Below are 12116 nucleotides of genomic sequence, written 5' to 3'. Positions count from 1 at the left end.
GGTGGTGGAGATGCACCCGTTTAGATTTCCACGACGAGACCACCGCAAAGCTGGCAAACAGCCAGTACGGCAGGCACAGAGAAGCCTCCGGACACGAGGGGTTTTCCCTAATGGCCGTTCTCGGTGTGACTATTTTCTCTGTAGCGGTAGTTTAGATCACAGCGGCAAGTTCGCCGTCAAGTGTTGCGTGAGTATCAATGCACGCATGGCGGGAGAAGGCTTATTGATTTAGCAGGGAAATCTAATTCCCTTCGTAAATAACGGATTGCCCTACGTCTACAATCATGAGTTTACCGAAAAAATTTCCAAGAGGCGGCACACCAACGAACCAATTCGGCAATCACCGATATGGTCTCTGATGAGCTTTTGCATCTATAGGTGTGCTATACGGAGGGAATTAGCCTACCTCTGCCAGCCGGTTCTTTCCGATAATGCGGGAATTGCGAGAGGCCAAACAAAAAGCCCGCCGAATGGGTTAAGCAAGGCGAGCTTCTCTCCTATATGAAGGGAATTAGACCCCAGCCCCTAAGCCGGGCTGCTGGTCTCCCCCTCAGCCCCGCCCAATGCCCGGTAAACGGTTGCCTTGCTGAGGTTGGTTGCCTTCATGATATCCTTTATGAGAAGCCCCTCAGCTCGCATCCTGCGTATCTCTGAGACCACATCCTCTGTGGCTTGTGGCTTCCTGCCAAACTTGGTGCCGTCAGCCTTGGCCTTCGCAATGCCGTCCATCTGGCGCTCTGACCTTATGGCCGTCTCGAACTCAGCGAACACAGCAAGCATCTGCAACATGGCCCGGCCCGCTGGTGAGCTGGTGTCGATGTCTTGGTCTAGGACCTTGAAGGCAACGCCCTTAGCCTTCAGCTCATTGACGATATTTAGGAGGTCTGTCGCTGAGCGGGCCAATCGGTCAATCTTGGTGACTACAAAGGTGTCCCCCTTGCGGGCGAAGCGCAAAGCCTCCTTGAGGGCGGGCCGGTTGCTATCGACCCCTGAGCGCTTCTCTTCGAAGATGTGGTCAGCCTCAACACCCAAGGCCAGCATCTTGTCTCGCTGCACTTCCAGGCTCTGCCCTATGGACGATACGCGGATGTAGGCAACCATCGTCATGTCTCATATCCTCTAAGACGTTTCAATGCGCTACTTATGAGACACGAATTGAGACACGTCAAGAAACATTCTCACAACGTATACTTTTTGAGACCATTCAAGCGCCTTGCATCTGAGCGGAGCTGTGGCCAGTATCCGATCCGGAATCAGGAGCAAACAATGTTAGAGCTTTTTGGTGCACTCGCCGCCGACTACATGGCATCTATTGATAACCCTCTCGCTTCCACCGTGCCCGTCATTGGCACTTTGTCCCTGCGTGCCTTGATGCAGAAACGCGCTAGCACTGCCCGCGACGTTCTGCTCCATGAAATCGAGCAGGGCCGCACCCCAATTGAATTCCATGACGCTGACGAAGCCGCTGCAATAACTTATCGCTATATGCGAGCCGCCGAAGAGGGAGCGGCAAGGCTCAATCTGCGGCTACTCGCTAGGGTGATCGTGGGAAGCGCTGAAGGTCTTGGGCTCTACGCTGAGGACTTCTTGCGCTGGGCGGACGTGCTTGCGGGCCTGCGGCGCGAAGAGGTCATTGTGCTGGGGGTGATGCAGCGTGTGCAGATGGACGAGACGCCGTTAGAAGGCTCAGCACAAAATCCAGCTCTAGCGTTTTGGTCAGCCTGCACTGGAATATTGGAGCAGCAATACGGGTTAATTCCAGCAGCCTCTACGTCCTATGCTCACGCGCTCCTACGGACAGGATTGGTACAGTTGGTCAGCGGATCAATGCAGACAGTGGTGGTCCCCGCACCAACCAGAGACCTAGCTGCCCTTTCAGGTTTACTACGGATCGAAGGAATGTTGGCGAGCGTGGCTGCATGAGGTTTTGAGGTGGGCCTGGAGGCGGCTTCATGCCCGCATTGGGTCCCATGGGAGGGGCACGGGGGGAAAGCCCGCCGCCGCTGCTACGTGATCACGTCTCGCATATGTGACCCCTATTTTTAGTCGAGGAGACAGCACAAAGTGAATAAAGACGACTTGGTAAACCTGCTTCAAACGAATGGATTTCAGATCAAGACGGCTGACCGGATGAACAACGACAAGGGTTGGGATATTCGATGCACCGGAGGCGAGATTGTCCAGCTCTACGACACCTCTAAGGTAGTGGTGCAAGGTCAGAACCAAGCCGCTGTCAGGACCGTTCTTGGCCAACCGGTTCCGGCTCCAGTAGTAGGCGGTGCGGCACCCACTCCCGCAAACTCGTCGTTGCCTGCTCGGGATATCTTTGTGGTCTACGGCCACGATGGTACCGCCCGCACCGAGCTGGAGGCCATGCTCCGGCGCTGGGGCCTCAATCCGCTTATCCTGGATCAGCTTACCTCTGGCGGGCAAACGATCATCGAAAAACTGGAGAGCGCAGCGGGTAAGGCAAGTTTCGCCGTTGTCCTAGCCACGCCAGACGACGAGGGGCACCGAGCGGGCCACGGAGAGGAGAAAGCCTATCGAGCGCGGCAGAATGTCGTCTTGGAGCTCGGCATGATGCTCACGAAGCTCGGCCGAGACCGGGTGGCCGTCCTTATGAAACAGCAGGAAAACATGGAGCGCCCCAGTGATATCCAGGGGCTCATCTATATCCCGTTTAAGAATGATGTCTCAGAGGCCGCCCTTCCGCTTGCCAAGGAGATTGACGGCAAGGGCATACCCATAGACCTCAAGCGAGTCTAACAGCTAGTGATTGGCTGAAGGCAGGGCGGTTAGAACATCCCGCCGCCCGTGCCGGTCCCCTTGCGCCGAGTCTCCGCCGCACGCTCTTCATAGATCTCCTGCCAAATGCGGTAGGTCGATGCCACCATGCTTTCTAACTCATCAAGAGAATAGAGCTCAACGCCTTGATCGGTGTGCAGCCTAGCCGACCGTTCCCCTTCGTCGTTGTCCTGGAAGCGGATGATACCGAGGTTGATATTTGAAAAGTCCTCATCGGCTGCTCGGATGCGCTCATGCATCATGGAGAACGCAAAGCGTCTACCGGCTTCAGTCAATCCTTTGCTGCGTCGAGGATCAATGAAGATCGCATAGGGCTGTTCTTCAAACGCCAAAATCATTGGCAGCCAGAAGGTCACCTTCCGTCCGATCCCCATGGCCAACGGGAAAAACTCGTGGTGTCTGCCCGTAATGCCGCCGGAGACTGCGAACTCATGGAGCGCCTTTGCGATCTGCCGATTGTTCTTTAGCTCGTCGCCTGCCTTGCAGGAACGTACAAGCCGCTCATCGATCTTCGCGTAAGGCGTCGGCTCAGAAGGGCCGAACATCTCCGGTTGGACATTGAAGATATCGTTGAAGCAAGAACGAACGTGCTTGTAGGAAAACGTGGCGAAGCCTGCCTTCATCTGCTTCAAATAGACCCGCTTCATGTCTTCAGAAAGGGGAGCTATTCTTGCTAGGTCTGTGTCAGGCAAAAGGGGTATCGTCACTCGGGTCTCCAGACAGTGGCTCGGCACCAATCGACATCTTATGATGCCGGAATCGATCGATGATGACACTATCAGAGATTCGCAAGCCGAATGCAACTTCTGCCCTAGCCCTCTCCACCACATACGACCATGGGGAGTCCTTGGCGTGCGATAAGTCGACAAGACGGCCCGCAGGCATGCGCCCGTAGGAGTTGAGGACTTGCTGCATCAAACCTATCAGCCGGGCATCATTTGGGATTTCAATCTCACGGCGGCGACCGGTGAGGGGGTCCTGCCCAGCAGCTCGAAACGTGATAGGCGCGGGGCCTGCATCTTTGAACGCACGGTACGTGGACGGATGAACTGGACCGTATTGCCATGCTTCGAAGTACCCGGAGACGAGCGGGCGCTTGGTTTGCATCAAGTAGATGCCGTGGGCAAAATAGAGCAACTTCTGAAGAGAGAGGTTGGTGAGCCTAATGCCAAGCCTGTCCGCTTCATCTAGCATGAGGTTTGCTACAGCCCGTGGGTCATATCCCCTGGTCATGGCATATTGCTCTTCTCTCTCGTAGAGTTTGCCCCGCATACACCAAATAGGCCCCTATGCGAATCGAAAACCTACATGGACACCGTTAATAATTGCCGCCGTGCCCGATTCGACTTCAGAGAGACAAAGGACCTAGCCCTCGCTTGAAACGCAGCCTTGTAACAACCCTTGCGCTCCCAGTGAATTTATGCAATGAAAACAACGCGGAGAGGACCAAAATGCGCAGTCCTCTTCTGGGCACCATTTCCTTTTGATCGCTACCAAGATCAAATAGTTAAGCCTTCTTAAATAAGTTGCAGATTTGACGCACTGTAAAGATGCAGATGCGGCTGGACTCGTCCGCTCGATGGCTCCAACGGTTCTCTCGATTCCGAAGGCGTAGTCCCGCCAACTTGCGGAAGCGCATAGTGGGGATCAAGAGAAACCTGTGATTGATTGCTTGAATGACAATCACAGGCGCTTGTATATGGTGATGCTCCGAGAAATTTCATTGCCGTAAACCTCGCCTATGACATCAAATTCCTCATACTCTTCCCATTCGCGCCATGAAGCGTTCAAGACTTCTTCAAATTCTCTCTGCAGATGCGAGGGCCGAATTCCGATTGCAACCGTCTCTTGAGGAGAAAATGAGTAGCTCAGCGTTGGCAAAGAAAATACTTCAGAATCAAGTTCAAAACCTCGATCAAATGAGGTTACCGAAACTTCATCGTCCTCGTCATAAGTAGGAGTCCCGACAAATAGACGAACCTCGTCTACGTTTTTAATATATTTCTTCAATTCAGTTTTATTATACCAATCATCATCGCGCTGAGCGATCGGAAACCGCCCGATGTCTCCACCTAATTCAAGTACTACTTCTGCCATCAAGGCGAGCGTTTCATTTGGAAGAGCCATTTTCGACGCGAGCTTTGCTTGTTCAGTTGACCAGTTCTTGAATGCCATTGCGTCCATTTTGAACGTACCCGCGTTTCGCACTGCAGTATTCACATCACCTAGCAATACACCAGCTAAGTGTGGAAGGCCTTGAACTTTGAATCCGCCTGAAACCAAAGCACCGAATTGCATTTTATAGTTGCGCGTAGGCCACAATGCTGCCCTACCAATGGTCTTACCATCTGCATTGATAATAGGTTTCATGAGGGTAGGAAGATATTCTGTAAGTGTTTTGGGCAGACTATCACTAATACGGCCACCTAAACCCAGTGGCGTACATGTAGTCCAATCATCGCGTTCGACCGCGACTGAAGTGACGCCGCCCTCTGTCACTCGTATTCGGGTATCAGAACACGGTGCAATTTGCCTTATTAATTGATTGAGATCTTTCGCTTGAATGTTCTCTGGTAGATAGGTTGCAAAGGACGGATTGCTGCCGTCACTCTCCACCTCGAACTCTATACCTTTTTTACCCATTGGGTCGGAAAGCAGCTTCAGCTCGATCCAGGTCCCTCCATATGGCGGTGCATCACTAGGCTCTGCCGGGGCAAGGATTGGGCGCGAATGGACGCCATTGTTAAATAGCAAAACAAGTGCGTCCGAAGAGGCGTGGTCGTAGCGGCACGTAGTTACCCTTACTTCCCGCGCGATCATGAAAACTGAGAAGAAGCCAATCCCAAACCGCCCAATCGAGTCCATACCCCGTGCGGCGAGCCCAGGAAACTCTCTGCTAACAACCGTAGATCGCCACAGCGAACTTCCAAAGTCTACGAGGTTATGGGTCAGAACCTGCTCGGACATTCCTACCCCGTCGTCCGAGACTTCCAACCAGAACGCGCCCTCGCGCTCTCGAATTTTTACATCGATAACGCCGATATCATCGCTACCCTGCAAGCGCCGCCGAGCTTGTATTGCATCAACAGCATTTTGAAGAAGCTCACGAAGTGGCACACGCCAATCATTGCCATATAGCTTCGATCCTCCGAGTACACTAATAATCCTAGGTACATCTGATACATGGAAAGGTGAGTTGATTGGCTTCCATCCGGCTACGGGAACATCCTGAGCCAACTCTCGCGGGTCCTGCACGCCCTTTACTCGCCGTACTCTGAGACCAACTTTTCTTTGGTCGCGAAGCAGTAGATCTGTCTCACGCAACTCACGATCAGCTAAAGATAGCGCGTCAAACCCCAACCACCAACTCTGCGATTCATTGATGGGGCATTGCTCGCCCGCGGTGAACTGAAGCGCATCACCATCAATGCGTGGAAAGCTCAATCTGCTTTGGAATGCCCAGTGAAAGTCTGAAATCCCGTGCGGCCTTTCCAGAGCGCGAACAAAAGGTGGAGCACGGCGACGATCTAAGTGAATCGCGTCAGCAACTCGGAGGAGCGAAGCAAGTTTGAGTCGGTCAACGCTGCAATTGGTGTATGGAGGCATGGGGCCGAGATGACTATTGAGTTTGTTAGAAACATCCGAAAGCGGCCACCAATGGCTATACGCGATAATCCCGATCGCTGGGCCATAGAATCGCCTTAAGTCATTATGTTGAATCAGGTATTCGACGCCCGTTCCCCCAGGGCTTGGCCAGCCTTGAAGAGCGAGCCTTTCGGCATTTTGCGCATGGAGAGCCCTGAGAACGTTGGTTACAACTACACTCTCGTCTGGCGGTCCAGTTCTTTAAGACGTGGCGATGGCAACGAAGTCTCTCCATTCAGGAAGGTTCTTAAGGTCGTTAATTCCGCCCGGGTATGCTGCGAGGGTCATCGAAGCGTCGTGTAGCAGTATCGCCCCACCTAAAACAAATGCCTCTGGAGGATTCAAGGAAAGATCATCGCCCGCTACGAGGCTTGCGGTTTCCCAGAGGGCATCAAGGTGAGTTATGTCATGTACGGTGTATCCGGGCATATCCTTCAACACACGGGCCACTAGCGGCTCCACCCTCTCGCGCATCGAAAAAAAATGCTGCTTGAAAAACTCCTGCTCCGCAGGCGTGAAGTCTTGGTGATCTTGTAAAAAAGCTTCAGAGTAAAGGCGCGTTCTTTCGAAGGACATTATTTTTCCTCATCACATGTCTTCGATGTTGTACCGAGCATTTGTAAACCGAAGGTTGAATACAGCTGACGACGCTGATGCAAAAACCTCCAAAGCTTAAGATGCAGCTCCGTCGGTATCTGATTTTTAATGGGCAATAGTGGCAACGTCGCCGGGAGGAATCCGTCAGCTGCATGATCCTTGAACCGCGCGGCGCAGCGAACGCAACGAACTCGCAAGGATGGGCCGACAGGCGCTCGACGTTGAGTCAGTTCATATTGGCGTACTACGCCTCTTCTGGGCAGCATTTCCCTTTAGAAATCTGCTACATTCGGAGTCGTGGAATGCGAAAACCATTCGCTCACCGCACCGGCTGAAAATGCCCCCGCAACGGCACCTTGTTCCCATGCGACACAACCCCATCGCGCTCGCAGACATACATCAGCGTCGGCATGCCGGAGCGGAAAATGATGTCGCCACGGCGTCTCAAGAATTCGGTTTGCGTCCGGCAGCTATATTGCTCCTCTTCCTTCAGCGGAGGCTGGGCTTTCACGCCCGGCAGATCCTTGTAGGGATAGAGCGGTTCGACAGCGGTTTCCTCGGGCGGGAGCTTCCAGTTCGTGGCGGCGGCATCGTCGGCAAAAAGCGCGGCGAGAACAAGTCCCAGGGCGATTTTCAGGTTAATGGAGTGCATGGCCGCCTGCGAAATAAACAATCCTATCAATATACTTCTATCTAGGCATGTGGCGGCAGCCTATCAAGCGCGGCGCTGGCGGACGTCATGACAGTTGCGTTACCGAAGGCGTTTCCGCACGCATCAGCGAAAATAGCTTCTGATCACCGGATGGCGGAAGAGGCTTGCAAAGACCGCGAAGACTGCCCCAAAGCCGAAGCCCGCGAAAAGGCCGCCCATCAGGCCCGCGATCATTAGGACGCTTCTGCCGGGGCCGTCCGGCTTCACCGGAGGCTCGGCTTCCGAGATGACGCGGATGTTGTTCTGGGTGAGGTTCTGCTCCTCGCTCGTCTGGCTGGTGCGCTTCAGCACCGTCTCGTAGATCTCGCGGGCAGCGGTCGCCTTGCGCTGCAACTCGTTGAGTTCAACGAGCTTGTCGGAGCTGTTGACCTGCAGGGCCTTCTGCACCGCCAGTTCCTTGGCGACCGCATCCTCGGCCTTCTTTGCCTGATCGTATTCGGCGCGCGCCGAGCTGGCGCGGCGGCGAAGCTCGTTGCGGATTTCGTCGGCGAGGCTTTCGAGCGACGAGCGGGCGGCGAGCAGGCGCGGGTGGCGCGTGCCGAGCTGGGTCTCGAGGCTGCCGACAGTGGCGGCAAGGGCGGCATATTGCTGGCGCAGGCTGACGAGGGAAGACGAGACGGCCGTATCCGACGAGCCGTTGCCGCTTACCACATCCTCGAAACTGAGGTTCGAGGCGGCATCGGCGCGGGTCTTGGCCTGGATAGTCTTGTCCTGCGCGGCGACGAGAAGGGCATTGAGCGAGGTCAGGCGCTGATCGGATATCAGGTTGCCGTCCGCCGTCACCATGTCGTTGTCGGCGCGGAAGGTCTCGACCGCCTGTTCGGCATCCTGGACCTTCTGGCGCAGATCGGTGAGACGGCCGTCGAGGGCGCTCGATGTGTTTTCGTAGAGGTTCGAGGAGGCCGAATTTTCCTCCTGCAGGAAGGATGTGACGACCTGATTGGCGATCCGCGCCGATTTTGCCGGATCCTTCGTGGTCGCCTTGAGCGAGACGACATAGGTACCGGCCTCGCGCGCGATCACGAGCGCCTTCTGAAGGGCGTCGGCGACGAGATAGGCGGAGGTGGCGTCGCCCCTTCCGCCCCCGAATTCCGGATCGTCGTTCAGCTTCAGCGCATCGGCCACACGCCGCAGCACCTTGCCCGATGTCAGTATCTGCACCTGGCTGTCGATCATCGTCGAGATCATCTCGGGCGAGACGGAATTCTGGGACGTATCCGACAGCCCAACCTGGCGCGGATCGAAATAGAGCGTGCTGGCGGCGGTGAATTTCTTCGGCAGAAGCGGCATTACGCCTGCGCCGAGAACCGCACCGGCAGCGGCAAGGGCGAGAATAAGCAGTCTTCTGCTCCAGATGGCGGAGATGACCGATCGGGTGTCGAGAAGCGGCGCTCCGTCCGGCACGGCGGGGGTGATGTCCGCGGCGGGCTTGGTTTCAGCCGTTTCATGCTCCCTGACATCGCGCACAGCCGGTTCGCGCACGGGCAGCGGAGAAGGGATCCGCTCCTCCAGGACAGGCGCCGCGTCCCGCACGGGACCTTCCGCAGGCTCCTCTACCCTTGCAAAATCGGCAGGTTTGATGAAAGGACCGCGCGGAAGAGCAGCCTCCGACACCGCCTCAGGCGGTTCGTTGCTTCGCCATGCGGGAAGACGGCTCACCCTGTTGTTGATGTATGAGGTCATGTCAGAGTTTCGCCGTCTGCGAAGGATGAATATGTGCGAAGATCGCTTCGACTTTAGAAATTCTTAGCTAACGGACCGTTAAAGTTGCCTCACCCCATGAGGGTGAAGACCCCACAGCGATGACACCCGCGCCAGCAAGCGGAACGACGGAGAAAGACGATGGCCCGGGAAGTCCGGTGGTTTCTGCTTGGCCTGGCGCTCACGGCGGCGCCGCTTGCCGAAGGTGACAGTGCGGCCGCATCCGGCGCGCAGCCGGTCTGCTATCGCGGCGTCAATCTTTCGGGTGCGGAGTTTGGGGAACCGGGCGGCGCCTACGGCACCAACTACATCTATCCGTCGGAGGAAACCGTCCGCTACTTCGCAAAGAAGGGCATGAATACCGTCCGGCTGCCTTTCCGCTGGGAACGGCTGCAGCCGCGCCTTAAAGACCGGCTCGACGGCGATGAGCTGCAACGACTGACGGACACAGTCGCGCTTATCCGCAAATACAAGATGACCGTGGTGCTCGATCCGCACAATTACGCCGTCTACGGCAAGGACCAGATCGGCAAGGCGCCGGTGACAGTGCTGGCATTCGCCGATTTCTGGGCGCGGCTCGCCGTCGAATTCGCCAATCAGGACGGCGTCATTTTCGGCCTCATGAACGAACCGCACGACATGCCGGCGGATGCCTGGCTGCGGGCGGCCAACGCGGCCATCAGGAGCATAAGGGCGGTGGGCGCGAAAAACCTGATCCTGGTGCCCGGCACCAACTGGACCGGGGCACATTCCTGGCAGACGGACATGCCGGGCGGCGCCAATGCGACGGTCATGCTTGATGTCAAGGATCCGCGAAACAATTTCGCCTTCGACGTTCATCAATATTTCGACGAGGATTTTTCCGGCACGCACCCGACCTGCTCGAAGGCCGACGGCGCGCTTGACGCCATCAACCGGATGACCGTATGGCTGCGGGAACACAAACAGCGCGCCTTCCTCGGCGAATTCGGGGTTTCACAGGACGATGCCTGCCTTGCGGGGCTGAAGCAGGTTCTGGATGCCATTCAACAAAACGGCGATGTCTGGCTCGGCTGGACCTATTGGGCGGGCGGAGACTGGTGGGCCGAAAGCGAACCGCTCAATGTACAGCCTCATGGCGGCAGAGACCGGAAACAGATGGCGGCGTTGATTGCCGCAGCGAATGAGCCGGCCGCGGACGCGAAGGCTTGTGGGACGATCGCGAAATGAAGAGCGACACGCAAGCCAACCCCAAGACAGGCATAGATTGGCTGATCCTGAGCGTCGGCGTGCTCTCCGTCACCTACAACTGCATCCTCGCCTTCATCAACCACAACATCATGCCGCTTTCCACGGCCGCCATTGTCATGAGCGAAGGCCTGCTGATGGGCGTCTCCCTCCTCTTCATCCTGAGGAAGGGAATCTACGAGGAAGATCTTCCGGTTCTTACCTACCTCCTGCTGACAGTGGTGATCACGATCTACATGATCGTCGTCAACAGGGCGCCCTTCATCGATTATCTGCGCAATATCCTGATCATCTTCTGCTTTGCCCTCCTCGGCAAATGGGCAAACCGGCAAACGATGATGCTTACCTTTAGGATCTGCTGCGCGGTGGTGCTCATCGTCCTCATCATCGAGATGATCTCGGTGCCCGCCTATGTGGCGCTGTTCCATCCGGCGGAATATTTCCAGAATACCCGCGGGCTTGCGCCGCCGACCTATGACAATTCCGGTCTCTTCGGAAATGCGCTCGGCTTCCAGGGGCGCTTTTCCTTCGGCATCATCAGCCATCGTTCATCGTCGATCTTTCTGGAACAGGTGTCGCTCGCCAATTTCTGCGGCGTCATGGTGATGTACGCGATCTGCTTCTGGGACCGTCTTAAAACGCCGGAACGGGCGTTGTTCATCCTGACCATCGTTCTCATCCTGGTCACCAACAACACCCGGACGATGCTCATCTTCTCGATCGTCAGCCTCGTCGGCTATTTCATCTATCCTCTGATCCCGAAGATCTTCGATTTTTTCCTGATGCCGCTGATCATTGTCGCGGGTTTCATCGTTCATGCGATGAAGCCCGACGCCACCGGCGACAATTTCGTCGGCCGCATCGTCTTCACGGTCAACAAGATGCTCGGCATCGATTTTTCGGCGATACTCGGCCTGTCGATTACCCACGTGCCGGAATTTGCCGACAGCGGCTATGTCTACATCATCTATGCTGCCACCATCTTCGGCTTGATCTTTTTCTGGCTTTTCGTCTCCTTCTTTCCGGCGGGCCAGACCCCGAACCAGCGCCGCTACGCCCATGCCCTGTCGCTCTTCATGTTCTTGAACCTTATGATCGGCTCCACCGCGGTCTTTTCAATGAAGACCGCCGGCCTGATTTGGTTGCTTGCCGGATACATGAAGGCCGCCCAAGGAGATTCGATGTTTCTTAGGGCGCCGCGCATTCAAACGAACGCGCAAAGGACGCTCTAGTTTGAGCTTTCAACAGGTTGTCCGTCGTGATGGACGAGATAGGGCGTCCGTGAAGCGCCACGTGGGGGATCTCGGAAACGGCAGAACCTTTACCAAGCCACCCGTATTCCGGAGCCAGTTGCGTGAGGCGAAAGCCTCCCCAACCTCCCTCACATGAGGAGTTTGTGGTCAAGGGTTATAAAGGTGGCATTGAGTCT

11 protein-coding genes are annotated in these 12116 nt (G+C 55.8%); 4 read left to right on the top strand and 7 right to left on the bottom strand.

Annotated features, from left to right (window positions below; genetic code table 11):
* Positions 1–525: 525 nt before the first annotated feature.
* The gene (locus tag AAE029_RS34635; protein WP_371077472.1) at positions 526–1107 is read right to left on the bottom strand and encodes a recombinase family protein; all 582 of its coding nucleotides are present in this window, start codon (positions 1105–1107) and stop codon (positions 526–528) included.
* A gap of 159 nt (positions 1108–1266) precedes the next feature.
* Here AAE029_RS34635 and AAE029_RS34630 point away from each other — a divergent pair, with 159 nt between their 5' ends.
* Positions 1267–1923, top strand: coding sequence for a hypothetical protein (locus AAE029_RS34630; RefSeq protein WP_371077471.1), 657 nt, complete (start codon positions 1267–1269; stop codon positions 1921–1923).
* Between the two features lie 141 nt (positions 1924–2064).
* Positions 2065–2766, top strand: coding sequence for a TIR domain-containing protein (locus tag AAE029_RS34625; RefSeq protein ID WP_371077470.1), 702 nt, complete (start codon positions 2065–2067; stop codon positions 2764–2766).
* 29 nt (positions 2767–2795) lie between these two features.
* On the opposite strand, the gene AAE029_RS34620 is transcribed toward AAE029_RS34625, so the two are convergent.
* From AAE029_RS34620 to AAE029_RS34595, 6 genes are all read right to left on the bottom strand, one after another.
* Positions 2796–3512, bottom strand: coding sequence for a hypothetical protein (locus tag AAE029_RS34620; protein ID WP_371077469.1), 717 nt, complete (start codon positions 3510–3512; stop codon positions 2796–2798).
* A complete protein-coding gene (locus AAE029_RS34615; RefSeq protein WP_371077468.1) occupies positions 3490–4038 on the bottom strand; it encodes a Panacea domain-containing protein in 549 nt (182 codons plus the stop codon). Before AAE029_RS34615 ends, AAE029_RS34620 begins: the two co-directional genes overlap by 23 nt.
* A 450-nt stretch (positions 4039–4488) precedes the next feature.
* Positions 4489–6249 carry an ATP-binding protein gene (locus AAE029_RS34610; RefSeq protein ID WP_371077467.1) on the bottom strand — a complete coding sequence of 587 codons (1761 nt, stop codon included), beginning with the start codon at positions 6247–6249 and terminating at the stop codon, positions 4489–4491.
* Positions 6250–6651: 402 nt separating this feature from the next.
* On the bottom strand, positions 6652–7026 hold the full coding sequence (locus tag AAE029_RS34605) for a hypothetical protein (protein ID WP_371077466.1): 375 nt from the start codon (positions 7024–7026) through the stop codon (positions 6652–6654).
* Between the two features lie 340 nt (positions 7027–7366).
* Positions 7367–7699, bottom strand: coding sequence for a hypothetical protein (locus tag AAE029_RS34600; RefSeq protein ID WP_371077465.1), 333 nt, complete (start codon positions 7697–7699; stop codon positions 7367–7369).
* Between the two features lie 123 nt (positions 7700–7822).
* Positions 7823–9442: a GumC family protein gene (locus tag AAE029_RS34595; protein ID WP_371077464.1), complete on the bottom strand. Its 1620-nt coding sequence runs from the start codon at positions 9440–9442 to the stop codon at positions 7823–7825.
* A 159-nt stretch (positions 9443–9601) separates the two neighbouring features.
* On the opposite strand from AAE029_RS34595, the gene AAE029_RS34590 reads away from it, so the two are divergent.
* Positions 9602–10669: a glycoside hydrolase family 5 protein gene (locus tag AAE029_RS34590; RefSeq protein WP_371077463.1), complete on the top strand. Its 1068-nt coding sequence runs from the start codon at positions 9602–9604 to the stop codon at positions 10667–10669.
* A complete protein-coding gene (locus AAE029_RS34585) occupies positions 10666–11919 on the top strand; it encodes a hypothetical protein (protein ID WP_371077462.1) in 1254 nt (417 codons plus the stop codon). The genes AAE029_RS34590 and AAE029_RS34585 overlap by 4 nt, the downstream gene beginning before the upstream one ends.
* Positions 11920–12116: the final 197 nt, after the last annotated feature.

Source organism: Sinorhizobium sp. CB7, from assembly GCF_041357635.1.
GTDB lineage: Bacteria > Pseudomonadota > Alphaproteobacteria > Rhizobiales > Rhizobiaceae > Rhizobium.
This window is presented reverse-complemented; position numbering and strand designations above follow the sequence as displayed.

Coding starts and splice junctions, on each gene's coding strand:
- AAE029_RS34635 (WP_371077472.1), bottom strand. CDS start 1,107: ATGACGATGGTTGCCTACATCCGCGTATCGTCCATAGGGCAGAGCCTG.
- AAE029_RS34630 (WP_371077471.1), top strand. CDS start 1,267: ATGTTAGAGCTTTTTGGTGCACTCGCCGCCGACTACATGGCATCTATT.
- AAE029_RS34615 (WP_371077468.1), bottom strand. CDS start 4,038: ATGACCAGGGGATATGACCCACGGGCTGTAGCAAACCTCATGCTAGAT.
- AAE029_RS34605 (WP_371077466.1), bottom strand. CDS start 7,026: ATGTCCTTCGAAAGAACGCGCCTTTACTCTGAAGCTTTTTTACAAGAT.
- AAE029_RS34600 (WP_371077465.1), bottom strand. CDS start 7,699: ATGCACTCCATTAACCTGAAAATCGCCCTGGGACTTGTTCTCGCCGCG.
- AAE029_RS34595 (WP_371077464.1), bottom strand. CDS start 9,442: ATGACCTCATACATCAACAACAGGGTGAGCCGTCTTCCCGCATGGCGA.
- AAE029_RS34590 (WP_371077463.1), top strand. CDS start 9,602: ATGGCCCGGGAAGTCCGGTGGTTTCTGCTTGGCCTGGCGCTCACGGCG.
- AAE029_RS34585 (WP_371077462.1), top strand. CDS start 10,666: ATGAAGAGCGACACGCAAGCCAACCCCAAGACAGGCATAGATTGGCTG.